This is a genomic window from Fusicatenibacter faecihominis, from assembly GCF_020686945.1.
Lineage (GTDB): Bacteria > Bacillota > Clostridia > Lachnospirales > Lachnospiraceae > Limivivens > Limivivens faecihominis.
Genome location: NZ_JAJEPR010000004.1, coordinates 180,373 through 195,245, shown reverse-complemented (window position 1 = coordinate 195,245; position 14,873 = coordinate 180,373). Strand labels below are relative to the sequence as shown.

General features: G+C 46.0%; 16 protein-coding genes and 2 pseudogenes. 7 read left to right on the top strand and 11 right to left on the bottom strand.

Annotation, left to right across the window (positions count from 1 at the left end):
• Positions 1-21: 21 nt before the first annotated feature.
• The 6 genes and pseudogenes from LKD71_RS03990 (at position 22) to LKD71_RS03965 (ending at position 4,215) form a co-directional block, all read left to right on the top strand.
• Positions 22-657: a cytidylate kinase-like family protein gene (locus LKD71_RS03990; protein WP_178045221.1), complete on the top strand. Its 636-nt coding sequence runs from the start codon at positions 22-24 to the stop codon at positions 655-657.
• On the top strand, positions 654-1,103 hold the full coding sequence (dtd, locus tag LKD71_RS03985) for a D-aminoacyl-tRNA deacylase (RefSeq protein WP_178045220.1): 450 nt from the start codon (positions 654-656) through the stop codon (positions 1,101-1,103). Before LKD71_RS03990 ends, dtd begins: the two co-directional genes overlap by 4 nt.
• A 319-nt stretch (positions 1,104-1,422) precedes the next feature.
• A complete protein-coding gene (locus tag LKD71_RS03980; protein WP_178045219.1) occupies positions 1,423-1,650 on the top strand; it encodes an HPr family phosphocarrier protein in 228 nt (75 codons plus the stop codon).
• 201 nt (positions 1,651-1,851) lie between these two features.
• A pseudogene (locus LKD71_RS03975) lies at positions 1,852-2,556 on the top strand (ATP-binding cassette domain-containing protein); the annotation flags it as partial.
• Positions 2,546-3,553 (top strand): annotated as a pseudogene (locus LKD71_RS03970) (ABC transporter ATP-binding protein); the annotation flags it as partial. The pseudogenes LKD71_RS03975 and LKD71_RS03970, both read left to right, overlap by 11 nt.
• Positions 3,554-3,579: 26 nt before the next feature.
• Complete coding sequence (locus LKD71_RS03965; protein ID WP_227614441.1) at positions 3,580-4,215, top strand: DUF4317 family protein; 636 nt, start codon at positions 3,580-3,582, stop codon at positions 4,213-4,215.
• Here the strand turns inward: LKD71_RS03965 and LKD71_RS03960 are convergent.
• From LKD71_RS03960 to LKD71_RS03945, 4 genes are all read right to left on the bottom strand, one after another.
• Positions 4,212-5,273, bottom strand: coding sequence for a tyrosine-type recombinase/integrase (locus LKD71_RS03960; protein WP_227614439.1), 1,062 nt, complete (start codon positions 5,271-5,273; stop codon positions 4,212-4,214). The genes LKD71_RS03965 and LKD71_RS03960 overlap by 4 nt on opposite strands.
• A 132-nt stretch (positions 5,274-5,405) precedes the next feature.
• On the bottom strand, positions 5,406-6,074 hold the full coding sequence (locus tag LKD71_RS03955) for an SGNH/GDSL hydrolase family protein (RefSeq protein ID WP_227614437.1): 669 nt from the start codon (positions 6,072-6,074) through the stop codon (positions 5,406-5,408).
• Between the two features lie 48 nt (positions 6,075-6,122).
• Positions 6,123-6,353, bottom strand: a complete 231-nt coding sequence (locus LKD71_RS03950) for a hypothetical protein (RefSeq protein WP_178045212.1) — start codon at positions 6,351-6,353, stop codon at positions 6,123-6,125.
• 319 nt (positions 6,354-6,672) lie between these two features.
• Positions 6,673-7,026 (bottom strand): LysM peptidoglycan-binding domain-containing protein, encoded by a 354-nt coding sequence (locus LKD71_RS03945; protein WP_178045211.1) that lies wholly within the window; start codon positions 7,024-7,026, stop codon positions 6,673-6,675.
• Positions 7,027-7,259: 233 nt separating this feature from the next.
• Between LKD71_RS03945 and lexA the strand changes: the two genes are divergently transcribed.
• Positions 7,260-7,877, top strand: coding sequence for a transcriptional repressor LexA (gene lexA / locus LKD71_RS03940; protein ID WP_227614435.1), 618 nt, complete (start codon positions 7,260-7,262; stop codon positions 7,875-7,877).
• Between the two features lie 181 nt (positions 7,878-8,058).
• On the opposite strand, the gene LKD71_RS03935 is transcribed toward lexA, so the two are convergent.
• The 7 genes from LKD71_RS03935 to nadD form a co-directional block, all read right to left on the bottom strand.
• A complete protein-coding gene (locus LKD71_RS03935) occupies positions 8,059-10,125 on the bottom strand; it encodes a beta-galactosidase (protein WP_227614434.1) in 2,067 nt (688 codons plus the stop codon).
• A gap of 14 nt (positions 10,126-10,139) precedes the next feature.
• On the bottom strand, positions 10,140-11,147 hold the full coding sequence (locus LKD71_RS03930) for an aldo/keto reductase (protein ID WP_227614432.1): 1,008 nt from the start codon (positions 11,145-11,147) through the stop codon (positions 10,140-10,142).
• A gap of 113 nt (positions 11,148-11,260) precedes the next feature.
• Positions 11,261-12,553 carry a hypothetical protein gene (locus LKD71_RS03925; protein ID WP_227614431.1) on the bottom strand — a complete coding sequence of 431 codons (1,293 nt, stop codon included), beginning with the start codon at positions 12,551-12,553 and terminating at the stop codon, positions 11,261-11,263.
• A gap of 115 nt (positions 12,554-12,668) precedes the next feature.
• On the bottom strand, positions 12,669-13,106 hold the full coding sequence (locus LKD71_RS03920) for a YhcH/YjgK/YiaL family protein (RefSeq protein ID WP_227614429.1): 438 nt from the start codon (positions 13,104-13,106) through the stop codon (positions 12,669-12,671).
• A gap of 162 nt (positions 13,107-13,268) precedes the next feature.
• Positions 13,269-13,628: a ribosome silencing factor gene (gene rsfS, locus LKD71_RS03915; RefSeq protein ID WP_178046505.1), complete on the bottom strand. Its 360-nt coding sequence runs from the start codon at positions 13,626-13,628 to the stop codon at positions 13,269-13,271.
• Positions 13,625-14,224 carry a bis(5'-nucleosyl)-tetraphosphatase (symmetrical) YqeK gene (gene yqeK / locus LKD71_RS03910; protein ID WP_227614427.1) on the bottom strand — a complete coding sequence of 200 codons (600 nt, stop codon included), beginning with the start codon at positions 14,222-14,224 and terminating at the stop codon, positions 13,625-13,627. Before yqeK ends, rsfS begins: the two co-directional genes overlap by 4 nt.
• 23 nt (positions 14,225-14,247) lie before the next feature.
• Positions 14,248-14,871 carry a nicotinate-nucleotide adenylyltransferase gene (nadD, locus tag LKD71_RS03905; protein ID WP_227614425.1) on the bottom strand — a complete coding sequence of 208 codons (624 nt, stop codon included), beginning with the start codon at positions 14,869-14,871 and terminating at the stop codon, positions 14,248-14,250.
• Positions 14,872-14,873: the final 2 nt, after the last annotated feature.

Sequence of the window (14,873 nt, the reverse complement as noted above, 5' to 3'; positions counted from 1 at the left end):
TAAAGAAAGGACGTGTTGTGTATGGCAAAAGCAATCATTACAATTGGAAGACAGTATGGAAGCGGCGGAAGAGAGATTGGTCAGAGGCTGGCAGAAAAACTGGGAATCAAATGCTATGACAGTGAGCTTCTCGACCGGGCCGCAAAAGACAGCGGTATGTGCCAAGAGATTTTTGAAAATCACGATGAGCGCCCGACGAACAGTTTCTTATATTCTCTGGTAATGGATACCTATTCTATGGGCTATTCTTCTTCTGCTTTTGCAGATATGCCGATTAACCACAAGGTTTTTCTGGCACAGTTCAATGCCATCAAGGAGATCGCCAAAGAAGGTCCCTGTGTTATGGTTGGCCGCTGTGCAGATTACGCGCTGGAAGACAATCCGAATCTGTTATCTGTTTTCGTTCATGCGCCTCTGGAAAATCGTATCCGTCGTATTGCAACAAAATATGATCTGACGGATTCCAAGGCCAAGGATTCGATCCTCAAGACCGATAAAAAACGTGCCAGCTATTACAATTACTATTCTAATAAGAAATGGGGAGATGCGGCCAGCTACCAGCTCTGCATAGATAGCAGTGTCTGCGGCATTGATGGTTCTGTGGAGGCGATCCTGAACTTTGTTGCCCTCAAGGAAGCGGCTGCCAAGAAGAAATGAGATTGGTGATACAGAGAGTGACGCATGCTTCCGTCACGGTTGATCAGGAAGTGATCGGCAAGATTGAAAAAGGCTTTCTGGTGCTCATGGGTGTGGGAGCGTCAGATGATGAAGCGATGGCAGATAAGTATCTGAAGAAAATGCTTGGTCTTCGGATCTTCGAGGATGAGAACGGCAAGACCAATCTTTCCCTGAAAGACGTGGGAGGAGAGCTTCTTCTGGTGTCTCAGTTTACGCTCTATGCCGATTGCAGGCATGGAAACCGTCCCGGATTTACACAGGCAGGTGCGCCGGATCACGCGGAGAAGCTCTATGAATATATGCTTGCACGCTGCCGGGAGACTGTTCCTGTTGTGGAGCATGGAAAATTCGGAGCCGATATGAAAGTTGAGCTCTGTAACGATGGACCGTTCACCATCATTCTGGATGAAAATACTTTTGCATAAGAAGAATGGAACCGCCGGGGGAACTGTCTCCCGGCGTTTTTTTACAGTACTCTTACACAAAATTTTCAGGATTCTTTTGTCAAAAAACCTTGAAAACGTTTTCATAAAATATCGAAACAGGAAAAAGAAGAAAAATATTACTAAAAAACGCAAGATTTTACTTCTTGAAACAGGTAAAAATAAATATATTTTCTGGATTTTCATGAAAAGATCCTTGTCATCCTTTTAGTTGACAAATAAAAGTGGGTCGTGTATAGTATGCTCAGTCAGAAGAAAAACGCAGAAAACATCTGCAATCTGAGAAAGGATGGTTCATATTATGGCTCAGACAAAGATTAAATTAAATGCAGTGGAAGATGCCACAGAGCTGGTTCAGGCAGCTGAGAAATGCGATTTCGATATTGATGTGGCAAATGGCCGGGCTATTGTAGACGCAAAATCACTTTTAGGTGTGATCAGTCTGGGGACTGGTAATGTTCTTATGGTTCAGTGCCATGGAGAGAACCAGGACTTTAATAAGACAGTTCAAAAATTTGCAATTGCATAACGAAATAAGATAAAGAAAATGTGATGAAAAAGACCTGTTGTTGAACGTGAAGTTTGGCGGCAGGTCTTTTTCTCTGTCCTGCCATCTGGCAGGCAATCCGGAATCAGGAGCAGCTGATGGATACTGCAATTTTGGAAATTTAGAAATTATGAAAACGTTTTCAGATAAAGGAATTGCCAGGGAATGGCGGTTGACAAAGGCTTCCTGGAAAATCTCCAGGGACTGACCACGTTGAAGATCTATCAGGCAGATGAGAAAAAGGCCCGGGAGATGGATGAGGAATCCCAGCGGTTCCGTCAGATCACGATGAAGGTGCTTACCATGCAGCTTAATTCTACCAGTGTTATGGATATCGTAGCTTACGGTGGAGCGGCTGCCGGAATGATTGTGGCCTCCCTGGAGTTTTTAAATGGCCATTTAAGCTTTGCCGGAGCACTGACGATCATTCTCCTGGCTTCCGAATTTTTCATCCCGCTGCGGCTTCTGGGCTCTTTCTTCCATATTGCCATGAATGGAATGGCGGCCAGCGATAAGATCTTCCATCTTCTGGATCTGCCGGAGTCTGAACATGGAACGAAGACTCTGGAAGGAGAGGCTCTAGATATCACGCTGTCAGATGTACATTTTTCCTATGAGAAAGACCACGAGATCCTGAAAGGAATCAATCTTTCCGTTCCTTCCGGAAGCTTTGTGGCTCTGGTGGGAACTTCTGGCTGCGGAAAAAGTACCATCGCGGGCCTTCTGCCCGGAAAAAACAAAGTTCAGAAGGGTGAAATCTGTATCGGAAACCGGCGCATAGAGGAGCTTTCTGAAACAGAGCTCCTGAAAAACGTCACGCTGATCCGTCACAACAGTTACCTATTTAAAGGAACCGTCCGGGACAACCTGAAAATGGCGAAACCGGAAATTGGATGAACGTTCCGTGAAACTGGCCTCTTTCCAGAAGGATCTCAGCAAAATGGAAGGCAGCCAGCGTTCCATCACGAATTTCTCAATCCTTGGGTTTTCGCTGGTCATGCTGCTTTTGACAATGGCGCTTTATCATCAGGGCGAGATCGGCTTTGACGCGATGCTGATCTGTACAGTCGCCATGATGGGCTCCTTTGGGCCTGTGGTGGCCTTATCCAGCCTTTCCAACAACCTGAATCAGACGCTGGCCAGCGGTGAACGGGTTCTCTCTATCCTGGAGGAAACACCGATGGTAGAGGAGATTCCTGTAAGATCTGAGGGCGAGAAGCTGGCTTTTGCAGGGGCTGCGGCAGAGAATGTGAGCTTTGCCTATGAAGAGGAAGAAATTCTGAAAAACTGCTCTGTAAACATAGAGAAGGGAAAGATCATCGGTATTCATGGAGCCAGCGGTTCCGGAAAATCGACCCTTCTTCGGTTGTTTATGCGTTTCTGGGACGTACAGAAGGGAAGCATTACGATCTCAGGAAAAGATGTACGGACAATTCCTACACCGGTTCTTCGGGACACGGAGAGCTTTGTAATGCAGGAGACCCAGCTGTTTCATGATTCCATCGCCAATAACATTGCGATTGGAAAGGAAAATGCTTCCCGGGAGGAAATCATAGAAGCTGCCAAAAAGGCTTCTATTCACGAGTTTATCTCGACTCTGCCGAAGGGCTACGATACGGAAGTCGGAGAGCTGGGAGATACCCTCTCGGGTGGTGAGAAACAGAGAATCGGAATTGCCAGAGCCTTCCTGCACGATGCGCCCTTCCTTCTGATGGATGAGCCCACCAGTAATCTGGATTCCCTAAATGAAGGAATTATCTTGAAATCTCTCAGAGAAGAAGGTAAAATGAGAACAGTTTTACTGGTTTCTCACAGGAAATCCACGATGAAAGTAGCTGATGTGGTCTTTCATATGGACCCTTCCGTCAGAAAGACGAGAACGTAAAAAATGAAATCTGCAGAGGGAAAAGGATGCGTAAGATTAACAGAGAAGATATGCTGGAGCTCACCAGGCGGATGACGGTAAAGAGAAACTGCTTTGACCGGATCGCCGGAGCTTATCTGGATGAGGAGGGCTATGTGGATGCCACCTTTAATCGTCATTTTCTGAAATTAAAACTGAATGAACAGGCGGAAAATCTGGCGATTGCAAAGGAGATTCCTTTTGCAGATACGAACAAAAATCTGAGAGAATATGCATTTCCGGAAGATGCTCAGAAGCCCGGAAGTATTTGGCAGCTTCTGATGGCATTAAAGAGCTGTGAGCTGAAAAATGATGCGCTTCTGGATGTGTTTTATGAGAAAGTCGGCGGGGCCTATAAGAGCAAAGGCCCCTACGCCGTCTATTTCTTTCATGGAAGCTACGACGTTCCACGAAAAGGAATGGACAAAGAAAGCCAGTGGGAGTCAGAAGAGGTCTATCAGTTTCTGATCTGCGCCATCTGTCCCGTCTATGGCGATTATGAACCCGGCAGGCCGGAATGTGGCTTTCTTTTTCCGGCTTTCACTGAACGCTGCGCCAATTTAAACGGTATTGACATCTTTCAGGCTGACACCAGCCATCCCCATATGGAACTGATACGGGAAATACTGGAAATGCCCGTTTAATCACGTCTCAGATGGACGGCGGAAGCTGCCTGACGGCGGCGATCCTCGCCCATGGCGGCGTAATGTTTACGGGTTGTATTGACATCTTTGTGTCCAAGCACCTCGGCTACCAGATAGATATCACCGGTTTCGCGGTAAAGGCTTGTGCCATAGGTACTGCGAAGCTTATGCGGGGTGATCTTCTTGGTGGTCGTGATAGCCCGGGCATATTTTTTTACCATATTTTCTACGGCCTGAACACCTATTCGACGGCGCTGGGTAGAATAGAAGAGAGCGTTCTCGTGACCGGCGATGGGAGTGATCCCTTCCCGGACCGGAAGGTAAGCTTTCAAGGCATCGGCCACTTCATCCCCAAAATAGACGATGGTTTCATTACCGCCTTTTCGTACGATACGGATGCCGTTGTTGTCAAAATCAATATCCTGAATATCCAGGCCCACACATTCGGAGACACGGATGCCGGTGCCCAGAAGAAGGGTCACAATGGCCAGATCCCGTGCTTTTGTCTTTTCATAGTACATTTTCCTCTGGCCTGTAAGTTCGTCGCCTCCATGCTCGATATAATCCAGAAGAGCGGCCGTTTCATTGACTTCCAGACGGATGATGGATTTCTCATGGATTTTCGGCATATCGACCAGGAGCGTGGGATTGCTGGAGATCACCTGGCGTTTGTAATAGTAAGTGTAGAAGCTCCGGAGAGCTGACATTTTTCGTTTCAAGCCACGTTCGCCGTTGGTGATCTGTTTGTCACAGCTGGAGGCCTCATAGACTTTTAAATATTCCTGATATTCCTCAATATCAACAGCTTCCAGCTGATCCAGCACATCCACAGGAAAATCCCGGATATCCATTGTGCGTAAAGCCGGATTCCGTTCCTTGAGAAATCGGAAAAACACGCGGATATCGTAAGCGTAAGAGATACGGGTCTTCGTGGAAGTCGTCGGCTCCATGGCCCGGAAATAATCCCGGCAAAATCCGGGAAGAGTTTTTAAAACCTCACGAAGCTTTAAGGTGTTTTCCACATCCTGTTCATCGTGATAAGTGACTCGCTGAGGCATAAAAAATCCTTTCTGACAGGGAAAAGAGTGCTCTATAGATCTATACGACAAACACATGTTTTTCAAATAGATCTATAGAAATTCACCAAATTCCCTGCATATTCTGTTGATTTCTAACTTTTAAAGCTTTTCTTATTTTTCAATAGCTGCCCAGGCTTTCAGATATTCCTTTGCCATAATTGCACAGCCAGGATCAGAAAGATGCACGCCATCGTAGCTCAACTCTTCTGTAGGCACTTTCTCGATGAGGCTGTTGGTCAGGATTCCATTCATTGGCAGATATACATCGGCGTACTTTCTGGCAAGCCTGCGTACGACTTCAATTTTGGGTCCGAGATCCTCCCAGAAGATTTCTTTTTCTGGATCTGTAGGAAGCAAAAACGGCTCGATTAGCATAAGCTTCGTGTCCGGAAGGTCTTTTTTGATCTTTTCCAGAAGCTCTGTCAGATTGGTCTCAAACTGTTCTTTTGAGGTAATATCGTTGGAATCATATCTTCGCCAGGTATCGTTGATACCGATCATAATGGACAGATAATCCGGTTTCACTTCCAGAATATCCTTCTGATACCGTTCCAGCAAATTCTGGCATCTGTCTCCGGATACGCCCCGATTGACAAAATTTACCGGATTATGCGGAAATAACAATTCATAAATTTTTGCAGCTCTATAGGCATAGCCTTTCCCCAGAGCTCCGCCTCCTTCAGGAAACATATCCATGAGCAAGCCGCCGTCGCGGCCCCAATCTGTGATGGAATCACCCTGAAATAATACCGTACTTCCTGCCTTAAAAATTGTTTTCATAGCTTTTCTCTGCCTTTCTGAGGGAATTTCCTCGTTTATTGTGTAAACCTACTCATCAAATTCTGCGGTGACGATGAAGCCTCTTGGCGTATTATCCACGCTTACAATAACACCTTCTCTGGATTTCAGCCGTTCCGGGGCTTTAAAACAGCCTGACATGGCCACAGCAGGCTCAATAATATAACTGTAATTCATGTTGGTCTGGATCTCTGTGATCTCTACATGGTCGCCTGGCTGTACCAGATTCGGCCGTTCCATCTTAAATTTTTCTCTGCGCATATACATGAAGTCCTTTCTGAAATCTAAACATCTGGCGATGTTCTGCACACTATGTATTAATTATGATATTCGAAATCCGCTGATTTACTGCGTAAATCGCTACTTTCTTATATTTGGCGTGTCCCAAGTTCAAAAGCCTTATCGTGCAAGCACGAACAGCTTTTTGACCTTTTGACACTGGTATCATTAATTATAGCATTTTTGGAAAAACAGGCAAGCAAAAAAGACAAATTAAAAACAAACTTAAGATGTGATGAAAGAAAGCTGCCGGTACGGATGGATGTCTCCGCCCTGCAGCCAGACAAAATATTTGATAAAATTAACGAAGCTGCTCCGAATAATAAGGAATAATCAGCTGCTGACCATTATAAATGCGGTTATAATTGATCGAATTGATCTCCCGGATCTCATCCATATAGTCGTCAAGAGAACGATAAACGCTGGAATCCATATATTTGTTTGCGATATCCCATAAGGTATCTCCACGCTGGACCCGTATTTCTGTATAGTATTTATAGGGTTCCTGGGCTTTCTTCTGGGTCGCTTCCACAGTCAGCTTGCTGTAAGTGATCCCGCCCAGGCAAAGGGCAGATAAGAGAATGGAAAGGTAGGTATAGCGTTTTACTCTTTTTGCTCTTGTTCTTCTGTAACTTTTCTTCCTCGTTTCGTTCATGATCATAACCTCCCTGCATTGCTGCGAACATCTGTTTGCTTTCGATAACAGCATTATAATACACGAACATGCGTTTGTCAATACAAAAACGAACATATTTTCGAACAAAAAACTGTCGAATATTTGTTTGCAATTTTGAAACGAACATGATATAATTTTTTAAAAGCAGCGTTTGCAAGCAGCACAGCGGGTCATGAGAAGGATATCCGCTGAATTTTCGGAGGTATTCAGCTATGGCATATGGAAAAATCACAAAAAAACAGGAAGAAATTCTGGAATATATCAAAGATCAGATTATGAACCGCGGTTTCCCGCCTGCAGTACGCGAAATCTGTGAGGCAGTGAACCTGAAGTCCACCTCTTCTGTTCACGCGCATTTGGAGACACTGGAGAAAAACGGCTACATCCGCCGGGATCCGACCAAACCCCGCGCGATTGAGATTCTGGATGATAACTTCAATATGGTCCGCAGGGAGCTGGTAAATGTGCCGGTCGTTGGACGTGTGGCTGCCGGCGAGCCGATTCTCGCTACAGAGAACGTGGAAAGCTATTTCCCGATTCCGGCTGAATATGTTCCGAAGAATCCTACTTTCATGCTCACAGTAAAGGGTGACAGCATGATAAATGCAGGGATTTTCAGTGGGGATCATCTTCTGATCGAGCAGAAAAGCACCGCGGAAAACGGTGAGATCATTGTCGCTCTTCTGGATGATTCCGCTACCGTCAAGACTTTTTATAAGGAAGATGGTCATTACCGCCTGCAACCGCAGAATGATGCGATGGAACCCATCATCACAGATGACGTTCAGATCCTGGGAAAGGTCATTGGGGTGTTCCGTTTCCTTCACTGATTGAGAAAGATTATAATAGCCTGTCTTCTGTTTTATAAGAACAGTTGTCAGGCTTTTCTTACGTCAATATCCATTTTCTCCTCATGTAGTTTACATAAGTAAATTATGTAAACTACAATACAAAAAATACCGCTCAGCCAGCAAGTCATAAGCAAACCGGACTGAGCGGTAAAAATTATATTCAGATTTTTTTCAATACCAGTACCCCATACGGTGGAATTGTAATCTCACCGGAAAGTTCTTTTCCAGTCAGAAGATCCACAGCACTCTCTGTCAGAGAGGCCGGCATGGGAACCGGTTTATAATTGAGAAGAAAATAGAACTTTTCCTCTCCTGCTCCCCGGATCGTCAGTTCCACCTCCGGCGGAAGATTCAGCCACCAAGCGTCTTCAAAGACGGCCGGCATTTTTAAGAGAAGTTTTTCTGCGGTATCCCCGGAGAATGCGCTTCCCAGGTAATAAACCGTACCTTTTCCATAAGAATGGCTCACTAGAGCGGCGGCTTTTTTGTACCAGGTTCCGGTGTAGGAAGCCAGAGTTTCCGCCTCCTCAGGAATCAGGATCTCGTGAAGGGAATGAACGGCTGTGATGCTATGATCCTCCTTCCACTCCATAGAACCGGCATTTACATCGTCCGGTCCCAATACCGTATATTCTTCCACATAGCAGCCTGCAAGCTTTCTGAGAAGCCCTGGTGCGGTCTGGCGGACGATGTGGCCATGTTCATCCTTGCAGCCTGTTCTGGCGCCGAGGATCAGCGTTTTTCCTTCGGAAACGGTCTGATCCAGAAGGGCAGCCTGTTTTTCTGTCAGTACGGCGTCATGGGGCGCAATGAGCAGATCATAGGGGGCCAGATTTTCCATCGTGCTCTCGGGACGGAAATCCACAAAATCAAAGGGAATATGATTTCTCTGAAGAGTCTTAAACCAGGCATCCAGGCTCAGATCATTTAACGGTTTCAGGAAGATATCATTTTCTGCATCCCAGTTGTTCCTGTAATCCTGGAGAATCGCCACACGGCTGAGGCAGGGCTTACCGGCTACGTCATGGATCTTCGCAAAATCCTGAATCGTCTCCCGGGCCTCTTTCACCCGGCGATTTTCCCGGCTGTCCTGATCAAAAAGGCCGGTCCAGTAAATTTCTGTGCCTACATCGCTGGTACGGAAACGGAAATAATGGACGAAATCAGCGCCGTGAGCGATGGACTGGAAGGACCAGAGCCTTAACTGTCCCGGTTTTGGAGCCGGCTGCAGCAATCTGGTATTCCAGCCGCCGCCTCCGGACTGCTGTTCCATAATACCAAAGCAGGGAGAAATACTCCGTACCCGAGCCAGATTAAAGGAGGTATTTCGATCGTTAAAAGCTCCTTCTTTTCTGGGATCGGTGCCGATAGCAAAGCCAAAATTCGGATAGCTGTCGTAAGTGATAAAATCCAGGATTCCTGTCTCAATGAGCTTCTGGTAATCCAGATGAGGGAAAATGCCGTTGGTTGTAATAAAAATCTTGTCGTCGATGTATTTCCGGATGATATCGGCCTGACGCTTCATATACTGAATGGCAATATGTGAGACAAAATCCTTGCTCTCCAGTACCACATGAGGATTGCTGGAATTGCAGATCGTGAGACCGGGAAGAGCCGTGTCATCGAAGGAAAGGCAGGACTGGTTCCAGAAATCTCCTCCAATCACCTGATTGTATTCCTCAATTGACCGGTATTTCTGCTGGAGATATTCCCGGAATGCCGCGTGATCTGCCGGAGAATAATAGGTAGAAATCTCGCAGTTGATCTCGTTGTCCAGCTGCCAGCCGATGATGGCCGGATGACTGCCAAAATGGGAAGCCATGGCTTCGATAAGCCGGTCGCATTTTTCCAGGTAGACCGGACTTGTCATATTGTGGTGCTGTCGCATGCCGTGGCGGTAGGGATTGCCCTCTATGGTGGTGTTCAGCGTTTCCGGGTAACGTCTGGAAAGCCAGGCCGGAGGCGTACAGGTGGGGGTACAGAAAATAATCTTGACTCCTGCTTCCTTTGCCTCATCCAGGAAACGGTCAAAGAGAGCAAAATCATAAACACCCTCCCGGGGCTCAAAGAAATTCCAGGCAAACTCTCCCACCCGGGCAGTTTCCAGGCCAAGCTCTTTCATGAGCTGGAGATCTTTTTTCCAGTAGTTTTCTCCCCAGTGCTCCGGATAATAGCACACGCCGGCAGCGATATGGTCCATTTTTAAAGGATAGGTATGTTCTTTCATAAAAACTCCTCCTTTTATGCCTGTTCTCTGCTGATCTCGTCGATCTTCTTAAGCTCTTCTTCCGTAAAATCAAGATGCTCCACGATGGAGATATTTTCTTCGATCTGTTCCGGTCGGGACGCACCGATGAGAACAGAAGCTACTTCATCGTCCTTCAGAATCCAGGAAAGGGCCATCTGTGCCAGGGTCTGGCCTCTCTCAGCCGCCAGTTTGTTGAGTTCATTGATCTGGTGCAGGCGTTCTGGTGTCAGGGCTGAGGCCTTCAGGAAACGATGATCCCTTGCGATACGGCTGTCTTCCGGGATTCCATGGAGATATTTGTCGGTGAGAAGTCCCTGAGCCAGCGGGCTGAAGGCGATGATTCCCATGCCGATCTCCTTACAGCAATTTTTGACACCATCCTCCTCGATGGTTCGGTCAAAAATAGAATACCGGCGCTGATTAACGATGAGCGGGCAATGAAGCTCCTTCATGATGGCGGATGCCTTTCTCGTGTACTCTTCGTTGTAATTGGAAATACCGGCATACAAGGCTTTACCGCTGTGAACGATGGAGGCCAACGCTTCCATGGTCTCCTCCAGAGGAGTTTCCGGATCCATGCGGTGATGATAGAAAATATCCATATAATCCAGTTGAAGTCGTTTAAGACTCTGATCGATGCTGGCAGTCAGATATTTTTTGCTGCCCCAGTCACCGTAAGGACCGGGCCACATATCGTATCCGGCTTTTGAAGTGACAATAAGTTCATCACGGTAAGGGCGGAAATCTTCGCTCAGAATCCGGCCTGCATTTTCCTCTGCGCTGCCGTAGACAGGGCCGTAATTGTTGGCCAGGTCAAACTGGGTGATACCGAGATCGAAAGCCTTCCTGCACATGGCTTTCATGTTGTCATAGTTGTCCTTGCTTCCAAAATTATGCCAGAAACCAAGAGAAACTGCCGGAAATTTGAGACCGCTTTTTCCAACCCGGTTGTATACCATTTTTTCATAACGTTTGTCGCTGGCTAAATAAAGATCTCCCATAAATGAAATACTCCTTTTCTCCTGTTAAAATTAAAATGCTGTCTGCATTATACCATTTTTTTCTCACGAAAAAAACAGCTTTTCAAAATTCTTATTTTGAAAAGCTGTCTGTATCAGGAATTGCCGCTCTTTTTTTGAATTTCACTTAAAGTATAATGATAAATCTTCAGGCAGGTGGCCGTCGTATAATGGCAACCGTCCAGAGTCTCATAACCGGAAGACTCCAAGTAACTGTAGGTATCAATGTAACAGTCCGGGAAAGCCGATTTGAGAATACTGTTAAAAATAGTTACCAGTTTTGTGGTCTTGTTTCGCTGGACAAGACTCGGGTATTTGACATCGTCCACCGGATTAACGGCCATTACATAGAAATGAGCCTTCGGGTAAGTATTTATCAATTCCTGGTAAATCTGAATGTATTTGGAAATATTCCCCAGATCATTTACTCCAAAATTTAAAATCACATCAGACTGGGGGTAGACCAGCAAAAGCTTTTTTAACTCGAGGATTCCTTCGTTTACAAACCAGTTATATCCTATGCCATATTTATAGACATAACTGGTTTCAGAAGAGCCAACTGCTTTTTTCAGCTGCATTGTGCGTGAATCTCCGCAAAAAATTTTATGGCGGGATTCTATTTGCTTCTCTGCCACCCGTTTTCCATTCGGGCCAAGATAGTTTCCGTCAATCGAACGATTGGCGACTCTCACTCCATTAACGAAAAAGTAATACCAGCTTCCATTGATTTCCATCCATCCGGTAGCTGCAGAACCGTCCTGTGTGAAATAATAGACCTTTTTTGAAAGACACTTCCAGCCCGTTACCATGGTTCCGTTTTCACGGAAAAAGTAAATTTTTCCATTGATCACTCGAAGACCTTTGACCATAGAACCGAAAGAATTGAAATAATAAGTATATTTCTTATATTTCACAAAACCGGTTGCACGGGTACCATCTTCCTGAACATACCACCTCTGAGAGCCATTTGTAACCCAGAGGTTCGAAGCCAATGTGCCGTCTTTCTTCAGATAATACCATTTTTTCTGCCAGGCAAGCCAGCCGGTTTTCCGATAACCATTCTTATCAAAATAATAAATTTGATTCTTGATTTTAGCCCAACCGTTCTTCAGATAATCTCCGGATGTCAGTTGAAACATGGCTCCCTGAGAAGTCTCTATAAAAGAGCCCTCCTGATTTGGTGCAGAACGCATAAGCAGAATCAGGCTGCTGTTAGTCGCTGATTTCATGGTGTTTATGAGATTCTGATAGGCTGAGGTGGTGTCCAGGGACTGATCCTTTGCCGTTTCCGTCGTCTCTGCAGCGCGGGAATAATTTCCCAAAGGCACAGCAGAAAACAGGGAACACGCAAGTAAAAAAGAAAGGATCTTCTTATTCGGTATATGCATGAAATTCCTCCATAAACGATAACAGATTCTTCTTAAAAATGTAAAGTTAACATAATATTTATTATACTATATCGGAGGATTTTTTTCAAGGCAATTTACATTTTTTTGAAAAAACTCATACAGGGATCTTGACAACCATTTTCCGATAAGTATTCTTTTTCTCCGTATGACAGCAGGGTTTGTGGCCGTCTTCCGGATAAACCAGATAGAAAGTACCGGCAGGAACCTCCATGAGACTGCCCTTTCCCTGCCAGAACTGGATGTCTTTTTCTGTATTGTAGGGAACGGTTTCCGTAAGGTCGTGAATGTTGGCATACTCCATCATCTCCTTGCCTTCCAAAATCCACTGAAGGTCAAGAAAATTTTTATGAGATTCAAATTCTGCGCCTTCCAGCGCTCTCGTCTCCCCCTCCTGAATCATAATCCTGCCGCCGGGATAAGGATAGGTTCCCACCGGCTTTTCTGCAGCCTTCCGGGCAAAATTAAGGATCACATCCAGATGTGGGATCAGGGATTTGTAAAGTTCCAGGTTCGATGTTTTATCAATGATCATAGTTGTCACCTCGAAATAACTTCTTTTTATTTTTCTTCATAACTCACACCTCCTGGCTATGATTATAGCACACTTATATATGGCTGAGAACCCTGGAAGCAAAAAAGCATGCACCAATAATAACTTGATGCATGCTTTTAAAAATCCAAAATTTAATTCTCTTTACAGCTCTTCCACCGCAACGTCCTTACCGTCTCTCCAGATTCTGGCGAGGTCATAAAATCTGCGGTTTTCCTGGTCAAAGATGTGGATGACTACGTCTCTGTAATCCATGAGAATCCAGTTTGCCGTTGTGTAACCCTCTACCTGTTTGGCAGAGAGACTGAGTTTTTTGCCGAGAGTCTCTTCTACATTGTCGGCCATGGCCTGGACTTGATTGCGGTTCATGCCGCCGGCGATGACAAAGTAGTCAGCCAGGCTGGAAACTTCGGAGATGTCGATGACTTTGATATCGTCGGCTTTTTTGTCAGCAAGGGCTTCGCAGGCAAGTTTTGCGATTTCTTTGGATGTATATTCGCTCATGTGTTGGCTCCTTTTCGTTCATTGTGCAGTTTCTGGTAATATTCGTATGCCTCAGTTGTGGACGGGTCCATCGTGTTGGCACTGCCGCTCAGATAAAGGATCGTATCTCTGAGGATCCGGTACATGGTCTCATCGAGATCCTGGAAAGCCAGATGGCGGACTTCCGGAAGATTCTTGGCCTTGTAGCGGCCGGGCTCGATATAGTCGGCGATATAGACGATCTTTTCAAGGGGCGTCATATCCGCCTTGCCCGTGGTATGGTACCGAATGGCATTTAAGATCTCCGGATCGGTGATCCCGTACTTTTTCTTCGCGATATAGACACCTACTTTGGCATGGAGAAGAGCTTCATTTTCTTCTTCCCATTTTGTAAGGGCAATATCGTTCTTCTTACAGATCTTGAGCTTCTTCCCGGTGGGAATGCATTTGGCACAGTCGTGAAGAAGGCCGGCCACCTGGGCTTTGACAAGATCTTCTCCGTGACACATGGCAAGGGCTGTGGCTGTGTACATAACGCCCTGGGTATGGATGAAACGGTCTCGGGTGAGATATTCTTTCAGCCGGTCCTGCATGCGTAAGATGTTGTACTCTTCCATGTTTCTGCTCTTTTCTGTGAAAACTAATTTCGGCTGTAAATCCGCTGTTCTTCTATATAGGAAATGACAGGGTTCGGAACATAATAGCGCAGCGAATGACCGCTGGCAATCCAGGAACGCAAAGTCTCAGAGGAAATATCAATATTCGGTGTGTCCAGTTTCTCAATCCTGGCGCCTAAAATTTCTTTCAGGTGAAGAATCTGAGCATCTAGTTTTTCCTCGGAAACATGGTCCCGGACAGCCACCACCAGAGTGGCCAGGCGGCAGATTTCCTCCGGCCCTTTCCAGTGCTCGAACTGAAACAGGGAATCGGCTCCCATAATAAAATAATAATCCGTGTCCGGATTTTCAGCCGTCAGCCGTCTGAGGGTCTCTTCTGTGTAAGTATAACCCTGATCATGGGTTTCCGCCAGTGAAAGTTCAAAATGCGGGTTGTCCTCAATCGCCAGCCGGACCATCTCCACTCGCTGCATTGTGGTGGCTCTGCCAGGCCGGTGAGGCTTGTGAGGCGGATTGCCGCTGGGCATGAAAAGAATGGAGTCCAGACCCAGCTGAAGACAGGCGTTTTCACCGAGGATCAGATGACCGATATGGATCGGATCAAAGGTGCCGCCCATGATTCCTTTTTTCTTGCACTTCCCTACCATTT